Source organism: Acetobacter lambici (genome assembly GCF_011516885.1).
Taxonomy (GTDB): Bacteria; Pseudomonadota; Alphaproteobacteria; order Acetobacterales; family Acetobacteraceae; genus Acetobacter; species Acetobacter lambici.
The window spans coordinates 26,503-50,558 of sequence record NZ_WOTD01000016.1 but is presented as its reverse complement, the minus strand read 5'-3'; the positions used below and the strand labels follow the sequence as shown (position 1 = coordinate 50,558).

Sequence of the window (24,056 nt, the reverse complement as noted above, 5' to 3'; positions counted from 1 at the left end):
CCTAATCTCCTTCTGCCACCGCACAGGTTACACCACAAAAGACCTGACGGGGCAGGCACAACCGTGTCCCAGCCCCCGCACCGGCAAGAGCACATGCCTCTGCCACAGATGCAACCCCTACATGCCCCATAACCGTGGCCGAACCAGTTGGGCACGAAGCCTGCATCTGCTGGAGTTGTGCGCGGCTCACCCACAACACACCAGCCCCCCACATACGCGCAACCGCATGGGGCAGATCATCTGTATTTTTAAAGTCAGGGACCGCAATATAGTCAGGAGTTCCGGCCCCCAGCCTATGCAGGCTGCGGGCAACCAACTCCAATGCATGCTCCGGCAATGCGACCTTCCGCCATCCCATACCTACCACAATCATGCGGTAAGGGGCTTGCTGGCCACCCACTGGGTGACGGTCATGGCTGGCCGGAAAGCATGGAACCCCCCAACCCCATCCAGACGCGCAACGGAAAGACGGGTCATCCGCCCCCCCCACTCCCGCACAGCCTGCACAAGCCGGCTCTCGGTTTCCACCACCACAGCGTTAACCACCATCCGCCCGCCCGGCCGCAGGGCTGCCCATGCGTGTTCCAGCACACCTGCGCGGCTTGCTCCACCACCTACAAAAATAGCATCTGGCGTTTCCAGCCCATTCAAACCCTCTGGGGCACGGGCCTGCACAACCTGCAAATCAGGAACACCCAACGCCTGCGCATTTCGGGCAATGCGGGCTGCGCGTTCTGGCGCGCTCTCAATTGTTATGGCGCGGCAGCCTTGCCCTGCCAGCATCCACTCGATGGAAACAGACCCCGCTCCACCCCCAATATCCCACAACAACTCTCCCGCGCGGGGCGCCAGAGCGGACAGGGTTACAGCCCTTATTTCCTGCCGGGTTAACTGTCCGTCATGCTCAAAGCAACTATCGGGCAGGCCGCTGCATCGGGGCAGGCATTGCTCGGTCGCATCTGCTGGCACTTCCAGCGCAAGCAGGTTCAGAGCCGCCACATCTACTGGCGGACCGTCCTGCGCAACAAAGCTGCGGCATTGCTCGTCAGGGCCGCCAAGGGCCTCCATCAGGTGGCAACGCACGTCGCCCAGACCAAGGCTTACCAGCCATTCCGCCAACTGCCGGGGTGTCCGGGCATCGGCCGAGAGCACAAGCAGCCTTGCCCGGGGCTGCAAAAACGGACGCAGCCGCGCCATGGGCCTGCCGCAGACAGAAACAACGTGGCATTGCTCCCCCGCCCAGCCAAGCCGTGCACAGGCCAGTGCCACGGAGGAAGGTGCTGGAAGGCACAGCATTTCCTCCACCCCAAGGCTACGGGCCAGCACGCCCCCAACCCCGTAGAAAAACGGATCGCCCGAGGCCAGCACAACCACGCGGTGCCCACGCAGAGCCATAACCTGCTGCACCCCAGCACTAAATGGCGTGGGCCACGCCACACACCGGCCCTGCGGCAGCGGCGCCACCAGTGCCAGATGGCGCGCACCACCAAAAACATACTCCGCCTGCATGATCAGACTTCTGGCTGTGCCACTCAGCCCGTCCAGACCATTCTCCCCCACCCCGATCACGCTCAGCCAGGGGGCCGGTCCATGGGCATGGTCATCAGACATTATTGACCCTTTCCGGCACACAACAATTCGGCTTGGTGGCCTTTACTTGCTCCCGCTCATGGCCTGCGGGTATAGGTTGGCCGATATAACCCGGCACTAAGGTTTTAACATGCCCGCAGCGTCCCCACCCTGCCTGACCGAGCAAGGGAACACCATACCGCCTGACCTGCGTGTGCTGGTGCTGGGCGGCACCACGGAGGCCAGTACCCTTTGCCGTATGCTGGCCACCGGTTGGCCTGCCTGCCATGCGGTTCTCTCCCTTGCCGGGGCAACCCGCCAGCCGCACCTGCCGACCTTGGCCACACGTATTGGCAGCTTTGGAGGCGTACAGGGGCTGACCGACTGGCTGCACCATAACGCCATCGACGCCGTTGTAGATGCCACCCACCCCTTTGCCGCACAAATGAGCCGCCATGCCGCCTTGGCCTGCACCGCGGCATGTGTGCCTCTGCTGCGGCTGGAACGACCGGGCTGGAAAGCAACGCCTCACGACGAATGGCTGATGGTGCCCAACATATCGGACGCGGCCAGCACGCTTGCCCATGCGAGCAGATGGAATACCCATCCGCAATCCGTGTTCCTGACCACAGGGCGGAAGGAGACCCGACCTTTTGGGGAGGCTCCGCAACACCACTATCTTTTCCGCTCCATAGAACAGCCCGAAGCCGCTGACCTGCCCCCCCATACGTGCGTCATACGCGCACGGGGGCCGTTTGATCTGGCAGCCGAACTCCAGCTTATGCGTGAACACAACATTACCGTGCTGGTGACCAAAAACTCGGGGGGCGCGGCCACCTACCCCAAGCTGGAAGCCGCACGCATGCTGGGCATACCCGTGATCATGATTGCGCGACCCGCCCGGCAGGACACCCCACACGCCGAGGATGCCACGGCGGCTCTGGCGTGGCTGCATCAACGCGCGTCTTCAACCTTGCGAGACGTATAAAGCCACGGCTCCTGCCCTTCTGGCCGGGTCAGCACCCTTGTTGCCGGGCAACCGATCAGCACCAGTGTGCTCATATCCGCCCATTCAGCATTGGCCTGCGCAATCGTGGAGAGCCTGACGGCCTCATCCGGTCGCCCAATGGCGCGGGCAAAAGCGACTGGCTCATTCCCGCCCATACTCAGGCGCAAATGGTCAAACGCGGCCCCTAGCTGCCATGGCCGTGCGTGCGAACGCGGGTTGTACAGCGCAATCACCAACCCCGCCTGTGCCGCCAGCCGCAAACGCTCCAGCACAACCGGCCACGGTTTGAGGTTATCGGAAAGGGAAATCACACAAAAATCCCCTCCCAGCGGCGCACCAAGCCGGGCTGCGGCGGCCAGAACGGCACTCACACCGGGAATGACCCGAATATCAAGCATTCGCCAGACTTCGGGGCCGTTTTCCACCGCCTCGAACACAGCGCTTGCCATGCCAAAAACCCCGGCATCCCCACCTGAGACCACGGCCACGTGCCGCCCGCTCATGGCCATTTCCAACGCATGGCGGGCGCGGGAGATTTCCTCCCGATTATCGGAGATATGACGCACCACCTCCGGCCCGGCCTCCACACGCCTGACATAAGGCGCATACCCGACCAGATCGGTTGCATGGGCAAGCGCCTGCCGTGCCTGCGGGGTCAACTGCTGCGGATTGCCCGGCCCAAGGCCCACAATGACCAGAGAACCACCGCTCATCGTACACGCTTCCTTCCGGGCAGCAGCACAAGGGAAAAATAAGGCGCTTTGCCGTTGCACTCAGCCAGCGGGGTAATAACCTGCCCCCCCTGTGTGCCCCGCTCCACGTACACCGCGTCCTCCAGCCGCCCGCTCTGGGCAACGGCCTGACGAACATGGGGCATATTCCGCCCGATCTTCATGATCACAGCCGCGTCCGCGCGTTCCAGCCAGTTGGCCAGTTCGGCCTGCGGCAAGGTCGCAGGAAGCACACAGAGCACGTCATCCCCATGGGTCATGGGAGCCAGCGCCTGACTCCAGCAGCCATTCATGGCCATAATGCCGGGGACCACCTGTGTATTGCACCGCGCACGCAACCGGTCGAATACATACATGGCCGAACCGTACAAAAACGGGTCTCCCTCGCACAGGAGTGTCACATCGCTGCCTGTTGCAAGCACTTCAGCCAGACGATCCGCGCTCTGGTCGTAAAAAGCTGACATGTTCTGGTGGTAAGCCGGGTCATTGACCGAGATTTCGGTTGTAAACGGGTACACCAGCCGCATTTCACGCGCATTAGGGCCAATATGGGCCTGTGCGATGGTCCGTGCCTGACTTGGGTGGTTTTCTCGGCAGAAATACGCAACCACGGGGGCAGAACCAATCACGCGCGCCGCACGCAGGGTAATCAGTTCCGGGTCCCCCGGACCCACGCCTACAATACTCAGTGTGGCAGCCATTATTCGACCTCGGTCGCCAGAGCATTAAGCGCGGCGGCGGCCATGGCGCTGCCACCAAGTCGCCCATGCACCACCAGCCATGGCACATCATGCCTTTTGGTCAGGGCCTCCTTGGATTCCGCGGCTCCGACAAACCCCACCGGCACGCCCAGAACCGCCGCCGGGCGGGGGGCTCCCGCATCCAGCATTTCCAACAGATGGAACAATGCCGTAGGGGCGTTACCAATGGCCACTACGGCACCACCAAGCCTGTCGCCCCAAAAATCGAGGGCCGCGGCAGAGCGTGTATTGCCAATGACCAGCGCCTGCTGTGGTGTGCGCGGGTCGCGCAGGGTACAGATCACATCATTATCCGCAGGCAGGCGCGTACGGGTAACACCACGGGCCACCATTTCCGCATCACACAGAATGGCACATCCATCACGCAGGGCCTGCCTTGCGCGTGGCACCAGATCCCCGGTCATGGCAACGGACTGCGCCACATCCACCATGCCGCAGGCATGAATGATCCGCACAACCACGGTTGCCTGCTCCGGGGTAAAAGCGCTCAGATCCGCCTCTGCCCGAATGGTGGCAAAAGAACGCTGGTAGATGGCCGCCCCATCCCGAATATACTCATAGGCCGGCATCCACCGCTCCTTCGTTTTTGAATAACTCGAATGCTTTATAAACAGCATGGTCGTCCACGAACAGGCTTTCTACGTCCCCCGTTGCCGATCCGTTACGCACCAGTCCGTAACCCTGCCCGCCGGCAACAAGGGTAAAGTCGGTCGCTGCCGGGTGGGCACACCCCTTGCGGCAGCCAGAAACATGCAGATGCGCGCCATCTGGCAACAACGGCGCCAGACTACGGGCCAGTTCTTCCGTCTCACCAGCAGCCTGCGCACAGGCACCAGCTCCGCTACAGGCCCATATGCGCAACAGAGGGGAATGAGGGTCAGCAACCATACCGGCCACAACAGGAGGCTGCGCCATGCCACCCAGAACAAGGGTGTGCCATGGTGTCAGCCGCAAAATACCATCCCCCTGTGCCGCCGCCACATTGGCGCAATCATGCAGCATGTCTGCGGTCATGCACCCCATTGGCGCGGAAAGGGCGAACAGAGCGCTCCCCAGCGGTCCGACACGCCCGCAACACGCCCCCACCGGATGAGGAGCAAATGTTTGCAACTCCCCGGCCAGCCCCAGCAACTGGAACAACACCTGCCCAACCGCCCGATTACGTTGCGGGCGAACACTCTGGTGGGACGTTACAAACACATGGGCAAGCCCCACGGCCTGACTGGCGGCCACGGCATAAGTGGTAGGCGGGGCGCACATGCCCCCACAGACAACGGACCACTGCCCCTCCCCCACGGCGCGCAGGATAATATCCGCCTGTAACAGCCCTGCGGGGTAGAGCCCACCGCCATCCACCGCAAAACCAAATTTACCCGGCAGGGCCGTCAGTGCTTCCGCGCCGATCAGTGCTTTGCGCAAGGACTCCGCGCAGGCGACCGTATCCACGGCGCAGGCCGGGTCATCCCCCGCCAGAGGGGAGACAAGCATGGCCTGCCGCCGCTCCATACCCGCATCAGCCAGCCCAAGCCCCGCAGCCACCGCAATATCAGGGAACCGGCGCGCCGCATCCGCACTAAACCCACGGAGTTGCAGACTGGCCCTGTTGGTCAGACTTATGCGGCCGTTACCCATTTTGCGGGCAACGTCGGCCAGCAAAAAAGCCTGTGCGGCTTCCAGCCGCCCTAGCGTGGGGCGCACCCGTACGAGCCAGCCATCCGCCGCCTCCATGGGCGCGAAAAGACCCGGGCACCACCCTTTGACTTCCGGTTGAGCAAAACCGCCATACACCCCGGTTACTCCCGTCTGGTCGGCCACCTGCGTGCTTTGGCCACAGATGGGGTCTCCCCCCTGCTGGCACACGGTGTCCTGCAAAAACGACAAGGGCTATGCACCATACCCGCCCCCATGGTGGAACAGGGCCATACAGCCAGAACGCTGGATAACCGCCCTGTTCTGCCCCATACCGCGCAACGTGCAGGGGCTGGCCTGCGTTCGTGTTAGGCCCCCTGACGCGGACTTGTCAAAGTGCTCCATGGCACGGCAGGCATCTACTTTTATGCTGTTTGAAGCAGCTTCCTCTTGCATCGCAAGCAAAACCCTGCTTGCAGCATGACTCATGCAGGCATCATTTGAGCGAACCAGTTGGTTTCCCATCATGCTCCGTCTGGAAGGGGCGCGTGTTCTTGTGGCTGGCGGCGGCAACGTCGCGGCCAACAAGGTGCAACTTCTTGTCTCCACGGGCGCACGGGTGGAAATTTTATCCCCCACCCTATCCCCCGAGCTCGAACGCCTTGTGGCGGACGGCAAGGCGCACGTAACACGGCAGGACGCCACGGCGGACAACCTGAGCGCACGCCTGCCCGGTTGCCGCATGGTGTACCTTGCTACGAGCAACCGCGCGCTCAATGCCGAACTGAGCGCGCTCTGCCAAAGCCTGAACATTCCCGTCTGTGCTGTGGATGACCCCGAGGTTTCCAGCTTCATTACCCCAGCCATGACCACGCGTGGCGCTGTGCAGATCGCGGTCTCCACCGGAGGTGCCGCCCCGGTTCTGGCACGCAGGCTCCGCGCGAAAATAGAGGAGATCATGCCAGCCGGTCTGCACAGGCTGGCCGCGTTCATGCAGCAAAGCCGCGTGGCCCTGCGCACCCGCGTACCGGATTCCGCCATACGCCGCCGGGTATGGGAGCGCTTTTTGGATGGATCTGGTGGCCCGCTGGCCATGGCAGGCAATACACAGGCTGCACAGAACGAACTCGACCGCATCCTAGATGAAGGCAATGCCAGAACGGGTGAGGTCTGGCTTGTGGGCGCAGGACCGGGCAACCCCGATCTGCTCACCCTTGCGGCCCTGCGGCTGATGCAGGATGCAGATAGCGTTCTGTACGACAATCTGGTCGGGCCGGATATTCTGAACTACGTGCGCCGCGATGCCGAGCGGGTTTTTGTTGGCAAGCAGACCAACAACCATACCCTACCCCAGACAGGCATTAACGCCGAACTCATCCGCCGGGCAAAGGCAGGCGAGCGCGTGCTCAGACTAAAAGGGGGAGACCCGTTTATTTTTGGCCGTGGGGGTGAGGAAATAGAAGCGCTGGTGGAAGCCGGGGTTCCATTCCGCATTATACCCGGCATTTCCGCCGCCAATGGGTGCGCTGCCTATGCGGGCATACCACTGACCCACCGGGACTGCGCGCAGGCCTGCCTGTTTATTACCGGCCACGCCAGAGCCGATGGCACCCTGAATCTGGCATGGGAGACCATAGCCCTACGCAGCCAGACCATTGTTATTTATATGGGGCTTACTCTGGTCAGCCAGCTCTGTGCCCGGCTGATCGAACATGGCCTGCCCGCAGACTGGCCCGCCGCCATTGTGGAAGGCGGCACCCTGCCACGCCAGCGCGTGCTGACCGGAACACTGGCCACCCTGCCACAACAGGTTGCCGACAACCACATAACCAGCCCCGCGCTGGTCATTGTAGGGGAAGTCGTTCGCCACCGGGTTATATCTCCCCCGGCGTAAACCACGCCCCTTATGCTAAGCGCAATGGGCCTGATGGACATACACCGCCCTGGCACCACCACCACTGCGCTCGGAAAGCTGGTCCGCCCTTACGCATAGCGCATCCGTTGCCGGAGGCCGCCCGAACATACGCCGATATTCCCGACTGAACTGGGAGGGACTCTCATACCCTACGGCAAAGGCTGCCTCTGCCGCATCTACGTTTTCGCTCACCATGCGCCTGCGGGCTTCCTGCAACCGCAGTTGCGTGCGGTATTGCAGGGGGCTCATGTTGGTGGCTGCCCGAAAATGCCTGTGGAAAGTGGACAACCCCATACCTGCCACTCTGGCCGCACGGCTAATATCGAACGGTTCCGCATAATGTTGGGAAATCCAGTGGATGGCCCGGTTAATGTGGGAGAGATTGCTGCCCGCCGTGGCAATCTGCCTGAGCGCGCACCCCTGGTCACCCTGCAACAGCCGGTAAAGCAGTTCGCACACGATCAGGGGTTTGAGGATAGGAATATCTTCGGGCTGGTCCAGCAGCTTCATCAACCGCAAAAGAGGCTCGGTAATTCCTGAGTTAAGCGGGCTTAACCCCATACCCATAATACACGCCTGATTAGGATCTACCTGCCGGTCATTCACGACCAGCAGCAATTCCGCAATCATTACCGGGTCCAGCGCCAGACATAGAGCCAGATATGGCCGCTCCGGACTGGCCTGTGTAATGCACCCCGCAACCGGCAGGTCCACCGCCGTAACAAGGTAGTGGCTATCATCATAATCAAACACGCGGTCGCGCAGCATGACCTGCTTTCTGCCCTGCACAATAACGTAAACGCGCGGTTCGAATACAAAGGGAATGGGCTCACTCACAGCCTCCGCCCGATAGAGTGTGAGTTCGGGAATGGCGGTTGTAACCGTGGACTGTGTGCAGTGCCGGAGCACCAGATCCTGTAATTCAGCCAGATTACCGGCCATGCACGCCTCTTTGCTCCATCATGCTCATCCGCCCACCCCTTACGGGATAAACTGGCACCCAGCATTCCAGATATAGGAGAATAAGGCAATCGGCCACGCAGCCTCCTTGCCTAAAAGAGCATATGGAAGCCCCGACAGAGAGAATAAGGCAAGAAGTGAGCAGAATTGCTCTACCGCCCACACCCTATTCCGGCCCATTTTAGCTCCACGGATATAACAGTCAGGGAAGAACAGACTCATGGCCTACGCCACAACAAACCCCTACACGGGCGAAGTCGTCAAAACCTTTGCCGACGCCACGGACCAGGAAGTCCAGAACGCACTGGACAACGCCTACACCGCGTTCCAGTCCTGGCGCGATGTCTCCTTTGCCCAGCGTGCTGAAGTCATGGCTGCTGCGGCAAAAATCCTGCGGGACAACATGGACAACTACGCCGCCCTGCTGACGCTGGAAATGGGCAAGATTTTTGCCGAAGCCAAAGCGGAAGTCACACTCTCGGCCGAAATTTTTGAATATTACGCCGAACACGCCGAACGCCTGCTGGCAGCCGAGCCCCTGCCGGTCAAAAACCCCGAAGAAGGGCAGGCCATGCTGGTCCACGAACCGCAGGGCATTGTGTTTGCTATTGAACCGTGGAACTTCCCCTACTACCAGATCGCCCGCATTATTGCGCCCCAGCTTTCCGCCGGGAACACGGTCATCCTCAAACACGCCTCCAACGTACCGCAGTGCGCCGCCGCATTTGACGACCTGATGCGCAAGGCAGGCCTACCCGAAGGCGCGTTCCGCAACCTGTATCTGGCCCGCCACCATACCGAAACCGTGCTGAACGACCCGCGCGTATGCGGTGTTGCCCTGACCGGCTCCGAAGGGGCTGGGGCCATTGTGGCCTCGGTTGCAGGCAAGGCGCTCAAAAAAGCGACCATGGAACTTGGCGGCTCCGACGCGTTTGTTGTGCTTGATGACGCCGATCTGGAAAAAGCGGTCAAATGGGCCGTCTTTGGCCGCCACTGGAATGCAGGGCAGGTTTGCGTCTCTTCCAAACGGTTGATTGTGGCCGACGCCATTTATGACCGCTTTGTGGACCTCTACAAAAAAGGTGTGGCTGCACTTAAGGCAGGCGACCCGATGGACCCGGATACAACGCTGGCCCCCCTTTCCTCCCAGAAGGCAGCGGACGACCTGCGCACTCAGGTGGATGAAGCGTGCAAGCTGGGCGCCAAGGCCGAAGTTATTGGCGCACCTGTGCCCGACAAAGGGGCTTTTTTCCAGCCGGTGCTGTTGACCAATCTGGAAAACAACCCTGCCCGCCTGTGGGAGTTCTTTGGCCCGGTGACCCAGCTTTACCGCGCAAAAGACACGGAAGACGCCATTCGCATTGCCAATGACTCGCCTTACGGTCTGGGTGGGTCCGTGTTCACGCAGGATACCAAGCGTGGGGTGGAAGTTGCCCGCCGCATTTACACCGGCATGGTGTACATCAACCATCCGACCATGGTTAAAGCCGACCTGCCGTTTGGTGGTGTGGCCCGCTCCGGTTTTGGCCGCGAACTGATCGGCCTTGGCATTAAGGAATTCGTCAACCACAAGCTGATTGACGTTGTGGACATTGACGCACCGTTCTGATCGAACACTCAGGTCGTCACTATGAGCGCCGTTTGCGCGGCGTTCATGGCTACCCACACAAAAGGCCCGGCAGATATATGCCGGGCCTTTTGTGTAACGCCCCCAAGCTGGTCTAGCTGTCCGTCTGACCAACTGCGAGCCGTAGCAGAATATGCTCACGCAGCCGTTGGGGCAGCAGCCGCTCAACCACCCGCAACACACGGAACGGCCACGGGAAAACATATTCCCGCCGTCCCTGCGCAATAGCGCGGGCAATAACACGAGCGGCTTTTTTGGCTGAGACCAGAAACGGGCGCGGGCCTTCCAGCCGCTGGCTCATGGGCGTGTCCACAAACCCGGGCACGATCAATGTGAGCTTCACACCATATTGCCGCCACGCAGGCGCTGCGGACTTGGCAAAAAAAGCCAATCCGGATTTGGAACTGCAATAGGAGGCGGAAAATGGCATTTCGTAAAATCCTGCCACGGAGCCTATGAGCGCGATGTGCCCGTGCCCCCGTTCCACCATGCTCCTTGCCGCCGCGGTAGCCAGCGTAACCGGCGTTGCGTAATTGACCAGCCCGAGCTGGAGAACTTTACGGGGGTCTTCCGTCCTGTCCTCCAAAGACTGAATATCCGACAGACCCGCGCCAAGCACCACGCAGTCCATGTTATGGGCTGCGTCATCTTCCTCAAAAGCCGTCAGGGCCGCGGCTCCATCGCACAGGTCAATCTGGCGTGTATGCACAACCGCCCCTCTGGCACAGCATTCCGTGGCTATCTGGGTCAGGCGCAGGGTATTTCTGCCCCACAGAATCAGGGTTCGACCGGGTGTTGCGTAGTGGTGCGCAAGCTCCGCACCAATGCCTCCCGTGGCCCCTGTGATCAGCACGGAACGCATAACACCGTTCCCCGATGCATCTGATTTCACATTTTTTCCTTTCCCATTGAGAGAGAATAAGGCATCACCCGGGAAGTTTTTCATGTTCCGTTCCATGGAGGGGCAATGTCTTTCCCGACTCAGATTACCGTTTCCCCTGTTTCGGGCTCACGTCAGCTTTCTCTCTTTATAAAGCTTCCGCGCAAACTTTACGATGGCCTGCCCGGATATGTTGCCCCTCTGGATATGGAAGAGCGCGATATGCTCTCTCCCAAAAAGGCACCTTTTTTTGACCACGGCTTTGCGTGTTACTTTCTGGCATGGCGTGATGGCAAACCGATTGGCCGCATATCTGCCCAGATAGATTCCCTTGTGCTCAAGCAGCCCGGCCCCAGAACCGGCTTTTTTGGTGCGCTGGACACAGCCGACCCCGCCTGCGTTCCGCTCCTGCTCGAGGCCGCGACCAAATGGCTTGAAGCACGCGGTGTTGAACGCATACGTGGCCCATGGACGCTTAACAGCAACGGTCAATCCGGCGTGATGATTGAGGGGCAGCACGAAATGCCCATGATCGGCACGCCATGGCACCCCGCAACCATTGGCCCCGCCATTGAGCTGGCGGGCTTTGAAAAAGCGATGGACCTGCTTTCCTACCGTATGGAAACCGGGCCGCAGGCCGAACGCGCCAACCAGATTCCCCCCAACCTGCGCCAGCGTCTGGGCAAAATTACCATGCGCGGCCTGCGTCTGAAGCACATTGTTGAAGACGCCAAAATCCTGCGCGAAATCTATAATGATGCATGGGCCGATACATGGGGCAACGTGCCACTGACAGCCCATGAGGTTGAAGCCCTGCTTAAAGCGCTCAAACCCATCCTGCGGCCTGAGCAGTATGTGCTGGCCGAGGTTGAAGGCGAGCCCGCAGCCATAGCGCTGGTTATACCCAACATGTTTGATATCAGCGGGGATCTGGGCGGCGCGCCCTCCCCTCTGGGCTGGCTCAAACTGGGTTCACGCGTTCTTCGGCATGACTTTCATTCCGCGCGGGTCGTGCTTCTTGGTGTGCGCAAAAAATATATGGGCACTGCCCTGCGCGCCATGCTGCCGGTTCTGATTATTGATGAACTGATGAAGCGCGGGCATGTTCTACCCTACCGGAGCATCGAACTGGGCTGGGTGCTGGAAACGCATACCGGGCTACGCAACCTTATTGAGCGTATTGTTCCCACCCCATACAAGCGCCACCGCATGTATGAAAAAACTCTACCACAACCCGAGGCCTGAATTTTTTATCGTAGCCCCCACTCCATTCCCCTCCAGAGCATCAGCCACACGTGCCGGTGTTCTGGAAGCGGAGTTTAAAGGTGGCTCCACCCGTTTGTTCTGAACTGCATTAGCGACCCGTTACCATCCATAACGGATACGCCGGGAGGGCCAGCCTCAAACTGGCCTATGCGCGTTACAGGCACATGCCCATACGGGGTTGGCAGGCTTGGGTGTAAGCTAAGTTGCTGTTCACGCTCAGGGGGAACGGCAAACAGAATTTCGTAGTCATCTCCGCCAGTCAGGCATGTTTCCTGCCATGATCTTCCCAGACTGCGGGCAGCGGCGGACAGGGGAATATTGTTCGCCTCAATCCGCACATGCAGCGCATTTTCCCGCGCCAGATGTCCTGCGTCCTGCACCAGCCCGTCGGATACATCCATAGCAGCGGACGCCAGACCATAGAGTGGCAACCCCACACGTGGCTGCGGCAGGCGATAACGCTGCGCCAGATGACCCGTTGGGTCAGCCAGTCGCTCCACCCCCTGCAACACGCGCAGGCCCAAGGCGCCATCGCCAATGGTGCCACTCACCCACAATCCGTCCCCCGCGCATGCACCACACCGCCGGATAGCCTGACCGGGGCAAACCGAACCGACAATGGTCAGGGACAGCACAAGCGGGCCGGAGGTGGAGGTTGTGTCCCCCCCCATCAGGCTCAGCCCAAAATGGGCCTGATCCTGCGCCAGGCCCAGGCAGAACTGCTCAACCCAACTTTCCGTAATATGGGGCGGGCGGGCAAAGGCCAGCAGCCAGCCTTCTGGCATGCTCCCCATGGCGGCAAGGTCAGACAGATTACACCGCAATAGTTTACGGCCAATTGTATCGGGTGGGTCTGTGGGCAGAAAATGAACATTTTCCACCATGGCATCAACCGCCATCACCATTTCCCGCCCCTGTGGGGGGGAGAAAACGGCAGCATCATCGCCCAAATTCAGGGCGGCGGAACCTGCCAGTGGCAGAAAATGCCGCCGTATAAAAGCAAATTCGGCCGGCAGGTCAGTCGTGGGTTGGGGAAGGTGTGGTGCTGTCATGATCCTCAACCGGTGTCGGGGTTTTGAAAAGCGTGTCCAGCACACCATTCACCAGACGCGGTTCGTCCCCAAAAAAGAAGCCATGCGCCACATCCATGTACTCATTGATCAACACCGGAGCGGGCACTTCCGCATGACGGAATTCCGCTATGGCGGCACAAAAGAGGGCACGCAAAACCGGGTCCAGCCGCTCGATCGGCCATGTGGATGGCAGGGTTTTGACAATATCCTGCTCAATAGCGGTGTGGTTGGAGACGGCCCCCCTTACAATGGCGGTAAACAGCGCCACATCCGCTTCGGGAATACGCCCGTCCTCGTAGGATTCACCGCTCAGGGTCGTGCCGAACCTATGGACCAGAAACTGCTCAATAACGGAATCCGGACGATCCCCATTCTGTTCAATCTGGAACAGAGCCTGCACGGCGGCAACGCGCGCGGCTGTGCGTGGCCGCTGGGCGGCTTTCAGCTTGGGTTGGTCCTGTAGTTCTGTCATCGTTCTCTCCTGCCCCGCTTTTATGCAGAGCCGCGTTTTGTGGCGTTTTTATCCATAAAGGTCTAGTCTTTTTGTTCGCTCTGCTGGGTTTTGCTTTCCATGAGCGTCAGAATTTCAGAAAAATCCCGCGCTTCCGTAAAGTCACGGTACACGCTGGCAAAGCGCACATAACCAACGCCGTCCACTTCCTTGAGCGCATCCATCGCCAATTCGCCAATTCGGGCGGAAGCAACCTCTGTATCCCCCGAGGCCTCAAGCTGACGCACCACCCCGGTTACGATCTGCTCCATCTGCTCGTCCGATACCGGGCGCTTGCGCAAGGCAATACGGATGGAGCGGGAAATTTTATCCCTGTCAAACGGTGCACGACGGCCATCCTGCTTGACCACGACCAGTTCTCGCAGTTGCACACGCTCCACCGTGGTAAACCGCTGCCCACAGGACAGGCACGCCCGTCGGCGACGAATGGCCGACCCTTCTTCATTGGGTCGACTGTCCTTGACCTGACTATCCGGGTTCCCGCAAAAAGGGCAACGCATGATGGTACCAACCTTCCCCTCAGGCGCGTATCCGACGGCATTGTGCTGTTCAAAGAGCGCTAGGTGACAATCAGATATTTGTTTTAACCGGGTTCGTCCATACTGCTCATGCCCCAAGGCCCACGGAGTAACCATGAAACCTCGTTACCAAGCAATACTGGCCAGCGCCCTGCTCAGCCTGATGGCACTCAGCCCCGTGCATGCACAAGAACACAATACCGGACAATCCGTTCCCGGACAGGCCGATGCCCAGAAAGATATCGGCATTACCGATATTTCACTCCACCTCCCCACCACACCGGGGCAAGGGCAGCCGGAACTGTATTTTACACTCACCAATAACAGCCATACGACCCATCTGCTAACCGGTGTTACCTCACCCGCATGCAGCAAGCTGATTGGCTACCACACCGATCAGGAAAATACCCCCGGCACCCGGCACCTGTTCCAGCATCTGGCTCTGCCGGAAACGACAACACTGGTGTTCGCAAGTGCAGGCTACCACATGCTCTGCGTTGGCCCGGCCTCACAGGCACTGAGCCAGCCCAATGTGCAGGTTACATTCCAGTTTTTGGGCGGGTCGAGCAAAAGTGTTTCAGCCCCCATAACCTCCACCGCCCAGTAAGTAAGACCTCGCCCGCCCCCAAAGAAGCGGAACAAGGACCGCTTCTTTGGGGGCGCCGGGTTTTAGCCACCCGTATAGGTGCTGAGTGTGCGCTTAACAGCCTGATGCCAGCCAGCGATCATGGTGCGGCGCTGGGTGCTGTCCATTTTAGGCTCAAACAAGGTGCCGCGCGCCCATTCGGCTGCCACGTTTTCCTCATTTTCCCATACACCAGTCGCCATGCCTGCCAAAAAGCCAGCACCCAAGGCAGTCGTTTCAACATTCCGGGGGCGTTCAACCTTGGCTTGCAGCATGTCGGCAAGGAACTGGCAGTACCAGTCGTTGGCAGACATGCCACCATCCACACGAATGCTCTCGGTGGTACCGCCACCATCCTGCACCATGGCACTTACCAGATCCAGCGTCTGATACGCCACGGATTCCAGAGCAGCACGGGCAATATGGGCAGACGTTGCATCCAGTGTCAGACCACAGATCAGGCCACGCGCATCGGGGTCCCAGTGTGGCGCGCCAAGTCCGACAAAACCCGGCACCATATACACACCATGACTGTGGGGGACGCGGGTTGCCATATCATCCGTCTGGGATGCATGCGTGATCAGGTGCAGGCCATCCCGCAGCCATTTAATGGCTGCACCGGCCACAAAAATGGAGCCTTCCAACGCATAGGTCGGTTTGCCATTCAGGCGGTAGGCGACCGTGGTCAGCATCCGATTGCGCGATTCCACGGGTTTATCGCCCGTATTCAACAGCAAAAAGCAGCCTGTGCCGTAGGTCGCCTTGGCCATACCCGGCGTAAAGCAGGCCTGCCCCACAACTGCTGCCTGCTGGTCACCCGCAATCCCGGCAATGGGAATGGCACGCCCGAACAGGGCTGGGTCCGTCTCGCCGTACAGGGTGCTGCTATCCTTGACTTCGGGCAACAGAGCAGCGGGGATACGGAACAGGGACAACAGGTCCTCGTCCCACTGTTGCCGATGGATATCAAACAACATGGTGCGTGACGCATTCGTGGCATCGGTCGCATGGACCTTGCCGCCGGTCAGACGCCATAAAATGAAGGAATCAATGGTGCCGAACGCCAGTTCGCCCTTTTCCGCACGGGTGCGCGCGCCATCAACATTATCCAAAAGCCATGCCAGCTTTGTGGCGGAAAAATAGGGGTCCAGCAGCAGGCCCGTGCGTTCGCGCACCAAAGCCTCGGCCCCCTCATCGCGCAGTTTCTGGCACACACTGGCAGTCCGCCGGTCCTGCCAGACAATGGCGCGGTGGATCGGCTTGCCCGTGCTGCGCTCCCACACCACTATGGTTTCGCGCTGGTTGGTAATGCCAATACCTGCAACCCGGTCTATGGCGCCACTCTTCTCCAGCGCGGCCCGGGCGGTGTTGAGCACATCGGTCCAGATATCTTCGGGGCAGTGCTCAACCCAGCCGGCATTGGGGTAATGCTGGGGAAATTCCTGACGGGCAGCAGCCAGTTCGTTGGCGTCGCGGTCAAAAACAATGCTGCGGGTTGACGTTGTTCCCTGATCGATCGCCAGAACACAATCTTTTTTGGTCATGGGGAATATCCCTTCTTATTCTGAGCAGTCAGTCTGCCGCAGGAGTGGAGTGGCGGCCCAGAGCGGGCATGAACGGACGCAGCAGCGTCTGATAGATTGTGGCGCCAATAACACCGCCCGCAAGCGGGCCAACAACAGGCACCCACCAGTAATTCTGGGGAGATGGCAGAGCCGTGCGCCCCCACCCTGCCACAAAGCAGAACAGGCGCGGTCCAAAGTCACGCGCGGGGTTAATGGCCCAGCCTTCCAGATAACCCGAGGACGCACCGATAATGGCAACCAGCAGGCCAATAATCAATGCGCCGGAATTCGCCTGCGGGGCTGCCGTATTGTACTGGCAGGTCACGGCAAAAATACCAAGAACGAGGAATGCGGTCAGAATTGTCTCGTTCAGCAGTGCATGCAGGGGCGTTACAAACTCACCCGGATGGGTAAAGAACACACCCGCAGCCGCCCCATCGTTGGCAAAGTCCAGATGGTGGGCCAGCGCGTAATGCACAATAACCGAACCATACAGGGCATACACCAAGGAAGCCCCCAAAAAGCCCCCCACAACCTGCGCCACCCAGTAAGGGAGAACCTTGCGCCATGCAAAACCACGGTAGCAGGCCAATGCCAGCGTTACCGCAGGGTTGGCATGGGTGCCCGAAACAGCCCCCGTTACGTAAATGGCAAGGGTCACACCCAGCCCCCACGTAATGGCAACCCCCCAGTAGGAGAGCTGGTAGGGGCTGGGGTCATACAGCGAGTACATCGCCGCCACTGAATCACCCACAAGAATGATGATCAGCACAGCCAGACACTCGGCTATCAGTTCGCCCAGCAGTGAGTTCCTTACCTTATCCATAATCTTTCCTCTTTTTATTTTTTTTGTTCGGAAAGCGGTGTTTTACAGATCAGACAGCTTTCTTCTGAACATAGGTTTCAACACGGGTTTTTTCCGCGTCATTCAGGTGCAGACCAAGCTTGCTACGCCGCCACAGAACATCTTCTGCCGTACGAGCCCATTCCCGGTCCATCAGGTAATCGACTTCTCCCGTCGTCAGGTCACCACCGAGCAGTTCGCCCATACCTTCCATGGCATCGGCCTGCCCGATAATTTCGTATGCACGGCTACCGTAGTTACGCATCAGGCGCCAGGCCAGCCCCTCTGGCAACCAGGGTGCCACGCGGCGCAGACGGGCCAATGCGCCATCAAACCCGCCTTCGCCAATATCACCACCGGGCAGAACCTCACTTGCAGTCCAGCTCTGACCACCCACTGCTGGCAGAACAGGGGCCAGCTTTTCCAGCGCATGCTCGGCCAGTTTACGGGAGGTCGTGATTTTGCCACCAAAAATGGAGAGCAGCGGCGCGCCATCCTGCGTATCCAGATCCAGAACGTAATCGCGCGTTACAGCGGAAGCGTTGGCCGATGCATCGTCATACAGCGGGCGCAGTCCTGCGTAACTCCACACCACATCGCTTTCGTGAACCTGAACATTGAGGTAGCGGTTCACGCTCTCGCACAGATAGGTCACTTCATCTGGCGCAATGCCAACCTTGCCCGGCTCTTCCTTCCACGGAATATCCGTGGTGCCGATCAGGGTGAACTTCTGTTCGTAAGGAATGGCAAAAACAATCCGCTTGTCCGGGTTCTGGAAAATGTAAGCCTGCGGCCCCTCGTACACACGCGGGACAATAATATGGCTCCCCTTGACCAACCGCACGGATTTGGAATTAGGAATTTTGAGCGTGTCGGCCAGCAGGCGCGCAACCCACGGGCCAGCCGCATTGACCATCGCCTTGGCACGCACGGTCTGCGTCTCGCCTGTCGCGCGGTTTTCCAGCGTTGCCACCCACTGCCCGTTCACGCGCTGCGCCGCAATAAGGCGTGTGCGCACGCGCACATCCGCCCCACGCTCGGCTGCGTCCATGGCGTTCAGCACAACCAGGCGGCTATCCTGCACCCAGCCATCGGAATAGATGAAGCCTTTGGTATATTCGGGTTTGAGCGCACGACCGGATGAATGCTTGCGAAAATCCACACCAATGGATTTAGGCAACGTCATGTTGGATGCCAGATGGTCATACAAAAACAGACCGGCTTTGAGCATCCACGCAGGACGAACCAGCTTGGAGTGGGGCAGCACAAACCGTAGTGGCCACATAATATGGGGGGCCATGGTCAGCAGGCGTTCACGCTCCATCAGCGCTTCGCGCACAAGGCGGAACTCATAATATTCCAGATACCGCAAACCACCGTGGATCAGCTTGGTGCTGGAAGAGGAGGTATAGCTTGCCAGATCATCCTGCTCGACCAGCAGGACAGACGCGCCGCGCCCGCAGGCGTCACGCGCAATGCCGGTGCCGTTAACGCCCCCCCCGACGACAAGAAGGTCATAGATACGCTCGGATGATGCAGGTGCTGACATGGTTTTTATCGGTTCCATCTATACGAAGGCTTTGTTCGTTTTATTCGAATTCGAAAACAGAACGCAAGAACTATGGTCACCGTCCCCGCCAGAAGAGATTTTTTGAACCATCATGTTTCTTTTACGAACATTCCTGCGTGCCAATAACATGCAAATCCACGTCATGCTCACGCAAAATGGCACGAATGCCCGGAGGGGGCATCTGATCCGTAAAAAACGCATTGATCTGGGATATATGCCCCACCCGCGCCATGGGCCTGCGCAAGAACTTGGTATGGTCCGCCAGCAAAAAAACGGTTCTGGCATTGCGCATAATGGCTTGCGCGGCATTAATTTCATCCGCATCAAAGTCCAGCAATGTGCCATCCGCATCAATGCCGGAAATGCCGATCACGCCAAAATCCGCCCGGTACTGCTCAATCATGGCGGCGGCAGCGGGGCCAACAATGCCACCATCGCGCAGCCGCACGCTACCACCCGTAATAATTAAGCTACATTCAGGTGCTGGGGCCAGCAGAGTTGCCACGTGAATGTTGTTGGTGATCACCCGCAAAGTGCGATGGGTACGCAACGACCGGGCAAAAGCCTCTGTTGTGGTGCCAATGTTGATAAATAGGGAGGCTCCATCAGGAATCGCCTTTGCGGCTTCGCGCCCTATGGCTTCCTTTTCCTGCAAATGCAGGATCTGGCGATCGGAATAGGCAATATTTTCAGCAGGCGAGAGACTGCTCGCCCCACCGTGATGGCGGGCCAGAAGCCCCTGCCCGGCCATAATGTTCACATCCCGACGCACGGTCTGGACAGTTACGCCCAACTCCCGCGCCAGTTCCTCGCTCGCAACGTAACCATGCTGGTTGACCAGCCGCAGAATATGCCTGCGCCGCCGTTCCAGAGCATTGCTCATGCCGGTTCCGCCTCTATAACCGCCAGAACGGCCTCGCCATAACGTTCCAGCTTGGAGCGGCCTACGCCTTTGATCTCACCCAACGTGTCCAGATCATCGGGTTTTTCGAGCGCGATATCCTTCAGGACCGAATCATGGAAGATGACATAAGGCGGGATTTCCTGCTCTTTTGCTTCCTCCCGCCGCCATTTGCGCAATGCTTCAAACAGAGCCTGCCGGTCCTCTGGCAGATCAAGTGCTACCGATTGCCTCTGCCCCCGGCCAGAGCCAGCATTTCCGCCATGCTCCACAACCGGATCGGCCCGCAGGGCAACGCTTTCCTCCCCCCGCAAGATCGGGCGGGCAATATCGGGGTTCAGCCGCAGCCCACCGTATTGCCCCTCTATGCGCAGTGCGCCACGGGCAATAAGCTGACGTACAACGCCGCGCCAGAACTGCTCGCTCCTGTCCTGCCCTATTCCCCAGACCGAGAGTTTGTCATGCCCGTGGCGGCTTATGCCATCTGTCTGTTTGGCGCGCAGAACGGCAATAACGTGCAGTGCGCCAAAACTTTCCCCCGTGCGGTACACAGCGGACAGCAGCTTCCGGGCTGCTTCCGTACCATCAAACGTAAGAACGGGGTGGCGGCAGTTATCGCAATGGCCGCAGGCTTGTTCCAGTTCCTCGCCAAAGCAGTTCAGCAATGCCTGAGTGCGGCAGCCTGTTGTTTCCGTAAACGCGATCATGGCCTCCAGACGGCTGCGCATGATTCGTTTTTCATTATCGGGGGCGGCAGACTGGTCCAGCCAGTAACGCGCGCGGGCTATATCCTCCCCACCGTAGAGCAGCACCGTATCGGACGGCAGGCCATCGCGCCCGGCCCGGCCTATCTGCTGGTAATACGCCTCGGGGGAGGATGGCATGTCCAGATGCACAACGGCACGCACATCTGGCCGGTCTATGCCCATGCCAAATGCAACCGTGGCGACAATAACCAATGGCTCACCAGAGCGAAAACGCAGCAACGCCGCGCGCTTTTCCACGGGAGATAATCCGGCATGGTATGCAAGAGCGGGCCACCCCCGCTCGCGCAGGGAGGCCGCTATACGCTCGGTTCTGGCGCGACTGCCACAATAGACAATGGCGGCGTCATCCCTGTAGCGCTCCAGCGCCACAAGCAGTTGTTTAAGCTCCGAACCCTTGGGTTGGACAGCAATATTAAGGTTCGGCCGATGGAAGCTGGAGACCAGAACATGCGCATGTGGCATGTCCAGTGCTGCCAGAATATCATCACGCGTGCGTTCATCCGCTGTGGCAGTCAGGGCCAGGCGGGGCACATTGGGAAAATGCCGTGGCAGTGCGGTAAGGGCACGATATTCCGGCCGGAACTCATGCCCCCAGGCCGAAATACAATGCGCTTCATCTATGGCAATAATGGAGAGTGGAATACGCGTAAGGCGGTCAAGTGTGCCTGAAGACAAAAGCCGTTCGGGCGAAATGTAAAGCAGGTCCACACGTCCATTGGCCAGATCGGACCTGATCTGGGCAGATTCGTTTTCATCCAGTTCAGAATGCAGGGCGGCGGCATTAACCCCAAGCTGCCTGAGCCCCGCCACCTGATCATCCATCAACGCAATAAGCGGAGAGATCACCAGCCCCATGCCCGGTCGGCACAAAGCCGGGATCTGGTAGCAGACACTTTTACCCCCGCCCGTGGGCATGAGCACAAGGGCGTCCTGCCCCTGCATGGCGCATTCAACCGCCTGCGCCTGCAAACTCCGAAAACCCGGAAACCCGAAAACAGCCTGCAAAACCTCCAGCACGGACCGGTTACAAAACCGGTCACGCGGCGGCACTGAAAACCCCATGTCCTCCGGTGGGCCTAAAGGCGGCTCATACGGAGGAATGTCGGTGAATGCAGGCTCTGTTCCCTCCATCGTGTTCAGGGGCTTGTCAGTTCAATCTCTACACGGCGGGAGCCAACGACCATCCCTTCCATATTGGACGGCGCGCGGGGTGTTTCCACAATACGGTCGGCGCGCACTCCATCTTCCTGTAGTTTGGCGGTCACGGCCTTGGCGCGCTGGATTGCAACAAGAGCATCGGCGGAGAGGTCCTTGCCTGCCCCGGCATAGCCTTCAACCCGCACAACGCGGGAGGGGTGCTTGTCCGCTTCCTGTGCGACCTGCGCCACCACGTCCTGCCCGGCCTGATCAAGCTCGGCAGACTGATTGGAAAAAAACACAATATATTTGCGAGGAGCCTGACTTGCACAGGCAGCCAGCAGGCTGAGGCAGGCAACTGAAAATAGGCGGCGCATAATGGTCATTCCTATAATTATCAAAACAGAACCATTTTATTTGGTGCCCCTCCCGGCTGCTGGCGTCAATAACGATTCCAGCAGGCCTAAGCCGCAGCGGCTTTTGCCACCCCGTCGGACAGACGCCAGATGCGATCCAGCTTTTCCACCCCGGTCAGGCGGTGGGCGATCAGTATAACGGTACGCCCCTCGGTTACGCTATTCAACGTCCGCAGGAACTCCTGCTCTGTCTGCGCGTCCAGCCCGGTGGCGGGTTCGTCCAGAATAAGAATGGGGGCGGGCGCCAGCAGCGTGCGCGCCAGAGCAATACGCCGCCCCTGCCCACCAGACAGGCGGATACCTCCCTCGCCCACCCATGTATCCAGCCCTTCAGGCAGGGACCGCACCACATCAGACACAGCAGCCTGATCAAGCGCGTTCCACATATCCTCTTCCGAGGCATCGGGGCGGCCGAGCAGAAGATTGGCGCGAATGGTATCATCAAACAGATGTGTTGCCTGTGAGAGCCAAGCCATTTTGCTCCGCACGGACTCAGGGCGAATGGTGGTGATATCCTCTCCACCCAGCAGAATATGCCCGCTCTGCGGGCTGGCAGCGCGTAGCAGCAGAGCCGCCAGACTGGATTTGCCAGCCCCTGATGGCCCCAGAATGGCCACCCGACTCCCTGCGGGAATATCCAGTGTAAGTCCTTTTAAAACCCACGGTCTGTCTTCAGCCCAGCGGAAGCGCACATTATCCAGACGAATACTGGTGTTGGCAGGCGCATCCTGCTGAGCAGCCTGCGCGCGGGCAACGGAGGGCTTTACCGCCATTTCCACCACCCGACGGGCCGAAGCACCCATAATGCCAGCCTGCAACCCAGCACGCGTAAGAGTAACAGCACTTTCAAACGCCGCCACACTCAGGAAGAGTATGCTTACCCCTTCGAGCGCACCCAGCTTGGGGAACAGAATGCCACCAATGGCCAACAGCACCAGAAATATGGCGATCTGTCCGAACAGAAAAGCCAGAGCGTTGGCAAAAGCCGCACGGCGGGCAACTGCCATCTGCCCTTGCAGCAAAGCCGCATCCGCTGCCTGAACACGGGTAAGCATCCGCCCTTCCGCGCCAAAAGCACGGATTTCGCGCAGGCCACCAACCAGATCAAGCACGGAAATACGTAAATGCGCCAGCAGATGCGCCGACTGCTCGGCCGCCTTCTGCCCCGACCGTGCAATCAGCCACGGCACCACAAAAGAGGCGCAGGCGAACAGCAGCCCAACAGCCAGCCCCAGCACAAGGCTCTGCCGCCCAACAATAACCAACAGCGCCGGAAAGGTAAGGCATGCGCAGGCTAGCGGCACCACAATGCGCAGGTAAAGCCCATCCAGCGCACCAATGTCCGACACCAGACGGGAGAGCATATCCCCAGCCCGACGGAACCCCAACCCCGCTGCGGCACCATGCGCAAGGGAATGGAAAAACCACACCCGTAGGTCTGCCAGCGCACGGAACATGGCATCATGCGCAAACAACCGCTCGGCATAACGCAACGTCACACGCCCCGCACCTACCCAGCGCAGCAACGTGGTTGTTACAACCAACTCCCCCAGAACACACTCGGCGAGCCGCAAGCCGGACACCTGCATAAGTGCAAGCCCGCAAGCCAATGCCGCAAGCGCCAGCAATGCGCCAACGATCAGGCGCACACCCTGCCTACGCCACAGGCCAAAAATCACGCATATGGCCTGCCAGTCCGTAAATCTGGTGGAAGACTGGGGCGCGGTTACAACAGGCGGCACATTGGTTTGCGCGGCAGTTGTCTGATCTTGCGTTGCCATG

24 protein-coding genes are annotated in these 24,056 nt (G+C 59.6%); 6 read left to right on the top strand and 18 right to left on the bottom strand.

Going from position 1 to position 24,056, the window contains the following annotated elements; genetic code table 11:
- Position 1 precedes the first annotated feature (1 nt).
- Positions 2 to 373 carry a cobalamin biosynthesis protein gene (locus GOB86_RS08900; RefSeq protein ID WP_165991986.1) on the bottom strand — a complete coding sequence of 124 codons (372 nt, stop codon included), beginning with the start codon at positions 371 to 373 and terminating at the stop codon, positions 2 to 4.
- Entirely contained in the window at positions 370 to 1,611 is a 1,242-nt protein-coding gene (gene cbiE, locus GOB86_RS08895; protein ID WP_165991985.1) for a precorrin-6y C5,15-methyltransferase (decarboxylating) subunit CbiE, read from the bottom strand. Before cbiE ends, GOB86_RS08900 begins: the two co-directional genes overlap by 4 nt.
- A gap of 109 nt (positions 1,612 to 1,720) precedes the next feature.
- On the opposite strand from cbiE, the gene GOB86_RS08890 reads away from it, so the two are divergent.
- Positions 1,721 to 2,557: a cobalt-precorrin-6A reductase gene (locus GOB86_RS08890; protein ID WP_194301143.1), complete on the top strand. Its 837-nt coding sequence runs from the start codon at positions 1,721 to 1,723 to the stop codon at positions 2,555 to 2,557.
- Here the strand turns inward: GOB86_RS08890 and cobJ are convergent.
- Genes cobJ through cobG form a run of 4 tightly spaced genes read right to left on the bottom strand, consistent with a single transcriptional unit; the run spans position 2,524 to position 5,858 of the window.
- Positions 2,524 to 3,291, bottom strand: coding sequence for a precorrin-3B C(17)-methyltransferase (gene cobJ / locus GOB86_RS08885; protein ID WP_165991984.1), 768 nt, complete (start codon positions 3,289 to 3,291; stop codon positions 2,524 to 2,526). The genes GOB86_RS08890 and cobJ overlap by 34 nt on opposite strands.
- Positions 3,288 to 4,013: a precorrin-2 C(20)-methyltransferase gene (locus GOB86_RS08880; protein ID WP_408737357.1), complete on the bottom strand. Its 726-nt coding sequence runs from the start codon at positions 4,011 to 4,013 to the stop codon at positions 3,288 to 3,290. Before GOB86_RS08880 ends, cobJ begins: the two co-directional genes overlap by 4 nt.
- Positions 4,010 to 4,639, bottom strand: a complete 630-nt coding sequence (locus GOB86_RS08875; protein WP_165991982.1) for a precorrin-8X methylmutase — start codon at positions 4,637 to 4,639, stop codon at positions 4,010 to 4,012. Before GOB86_RS08875 ends, GOB86_RS08880 begins: the two co-directional genes overlap by 4 nt.
- Entirely contained in the window at positions 4,626 to 5,858 is a 1,233-nt protein-coding gene (gene cobG / locus GOB86_RS08870; RefSeq protein WP_338421522.1) for a precorrin-3B synthase, read from the bottom strand. The genes GOB86_RS08875 and cobG overlap by 14 nt, the downstream gene beginning before the upstream one ends.
- Between cobG and GOB86_RS08865 the strand changes: the two genes are divergently transcribed.
- Both GOB86_RS08865 and cysG read left to right on the top strand, forming a co-directional pair.
- Positions 5,838 to 6,071, top strand: a complete 234-nt coding sequence (locus tag GOB86_RS08865; protein WP_165991980.1) for a hypothetical protein — start codon at positions 5,838 to 5,840, stop codon at positions 6,069 to 6,071. The two genes, cobG and GOB86_RS08865, sit on opposite strands and share 21 nt — an antisense overlap.
- 115 nt (positions 6,072 to 6,186) lie before the next feature.
- The gene (gene cysG, locus GOB86_RS08860; protein ID WP_165991979.1) at positions 6,187 to 7,593 is read left to right on the top strand and encodes a siroheme synthase CysG; all 1,407 of its coding nucleotides are present in this window, start codon (positions 6,187 to 6,189) and stop codon (positions 7,591 to 7,593) included.
- A gap of 15 nt (positions 7,594 to 7,608) precedes the next feature.
- Here the strand turns inward: cysG and GOB86_RS08855 are convergent, their stop codons facing one another.
- A complete protein-coding gene (locus tag GOB86_RS08855) occupies positions 7,609 to 8,556 on the bottom strand; it encodes an AraC family transcriptional regulator (protein ID WP_165991978.1) in 948 nt (315 codons plus the stop codon).
- Between the two features lie 238 nt (positions 8,557 to 8,794).
- On the opposite strand from GOB86_RS08855, the gene GOB86_RS08850 reads away from it, so the two are divergent.
- A complete protein-coding gene (locus GOB86_RS08850) occupies positions 8,795 to 10,183 on the top strand; it encodes an NAD-dependent succinate-semialdehyde dehydrogenase (RefSeq protein WP_165991977.1) in 1,389 nt (462 codons plus the stop codon).
- Positions 10,184 to 10,295: 112 nt separating this feature from the next.
- Here GOB86_RS08850 and GOB86_RS08845 read toward each other — a convergent pair whose 3' ends face one another.
- Positions 10,296 to 11,147 carry an SDR family NAD(P)-dependent oxidoreductase gene (locus tag GOB86_RS08845; protein ID WP_242012573.1) on the bottom strand — a complete coding sequence of 284 codons (852 nt, stop codon included), beginning with the start codon at positions 11,145 to 11,147 and terminating at the stop codon, positions 10,296 to 10,298.
- Between the two features lie 21 nt (positions 11,148 to 11,168).
- Here GOB86_RS08845 and GOB86_RS08840 point away from each other — a divergent pair, with 21 nt between their 5' ends.
- Positions 11,169 to 12,326 carry a GNAT family N-acetyltransferase gene (locus GOB86_RS08840; protein WP_165991976.1) on the top strand — a complete coding sequence of 386 codons (1,158 nt, stop codon included), beginning with the start codon at positions 11,169 to 11,171 and terminating at the stop codon, positions 12,324 to 12,326.
- 74 nt (positions 12,327 to 12,400) lie between these two features.
- Here GOB86_RS08840 and thiL read toward each other — a convergent pair whose 3' ends face one another.
- From thiL to nrdR, 3 genes are all read right to left on the bottom strand, one after another.
- Positions 12,401 to 13,399, bottom strand: coding sequence for a thiamine-phosphate kinase (gene thiL / locus GOB86_RS08835; RefSeq protein ID WP_165991975.1), 999 nt, complete (start codon positions 13,397 to 13,399; stop codon positions 12,401 to 12,403).
- Positions 13,365 to 13,892, bottom strand: a complete 528-nt coding sequence (gene nusB, locus GOB86_RS08830) for a transcription antitermination factor NusB (RefSeq protein WP_165991974.1) — start codon at positions 13,890 to 13,892, stop codon at positions 13,365 to 13,367. The genes thiL and nusB overlap by 35 nt, the downstream gene beginning before the upstream one ends.
- 62 nt (positions 13,893 to 13,954) lie before the next feature.
- On the bottom strand, positions 13,955 to 14,431 hold the full coding sequence (gene nrdR / locus GOB86_RS08825; RefSeq protein WP_086646468.1) for a transcriptional regulator NrdR: 477 nt from the start codon (positions 14,429 to 14,431) through the stop codon (positions 13,955 to 13,957).
- Positions 14,432 to 14,564: 133 nt separating this feature from the next.
- Between nrdR and GOB86_RS08820 the strand changes: the two genes are divergently transcribed.
- Positions 14,565 to 15,056, top strand: coding sequence for a copper chaperone PCu(A)C (locus GOB86_RS08820; RefSeq protein WP_165991973.1), 492 nt, complete (start codon positions 14,565 to 14,567; stop codon positions 15,054 to 15,056).
- 62 nt (positions 15,057 to 15,118) lie between these two features.
- On the opposite strand, the gene glpK is transcribed toward GOB86_RS08820, so the two are convergent.
- The 7 genes from glpK to cydC all read right to left on the bottom strand — a co-directional run bounded on the left by glpK (position 15,119) and on the right by cydC (position 24,055).
- Complete coding sequence (gene glpK, locus GOB86_RS08815; protein ID WP_165991972.1) at positions 15,119 to 16,618, bottom strand: glycerol kinase GlpK; 1,500 nt, start codon at positions 16,616 to 16,618, stop codon at positions 15,119 to 15,121.
- Positions 16,619 to 16,646: 28 nt separating this feature from the next.
- A complete protein-coding gene (locus GOB86_RS08810; protein ID WP_165991971.1) occupies positions 16,647 to 17,465 on the bottom strand; it encodes an MIP/aquaporin family protein in 819 nt (272 codons plus the stop codon).
- Positions 17,466 to 17,514: 49 nt separating this feature from the next.
- Positions 17,515 to 19,032, bottom strand: a complete 1,518-nt coding sequence (gene glpD, locus GOB86_RS08805; RefSeq protein ID WP_165991970.1) for a glycerol-3-phosphate dehydrogenase — start codon at positions 19,030 to 19,032, stop codon at positions 17,515 to 17,517.
- A 121-nt stretch (positions 19,033 to 19,153) separates the two neighbouring features.
- A complete protein-coding gene (locus GOB86_RS08800; RefSeq protein WP_165991969.1) occupies positions 19,154 to 19,936 on the bottom strand; it encodes a DeoR/GlpR family DNA-binding transcription regulator in 783 nt (260 codons plus the stop codon).
- Complete coding sequence (gene recQ / locus GOB86_RS08795) at positions 19,933 to 21,783, bottom strand: DNA helicase RecQ (protein ID WP_165991968.1); 1,851 nt, start codon at positions 21,781 to 21,783, stop codon at positions 19,933 to 19,935. The genes GOB86_RS08800 and recQ overlap by 4 nt, the downstream gene beginning before the upstream one ends.
- Positions 21,784 to 21,857: 74 nt before the next feature.
- Positions 21,858 to 22,235, bottom strand: a complete 378-nt coding sequence (locus GOB86_RS08790; protein ID WP_165991967.1) for an OmpA family protein — start codon at positions 22,233 to 22,235, stop codon at positions 21,858 to 21,860.
- Between the two features lie 86 nt (positions 22,236 to 22,321).
- A complete protein-coding gene (gene cydC / locus GOB86_RS08785) occupies positions 22,322 to 24,055 on the bottom strand; it encodes a thiol reductant ABC exporter subunit CydC (RefSeq protein WP_165991966.1) in 1,734 nt (577 codons plus the stop codon).
- Position 24,056: the final 1 nt, after the last annotated feature.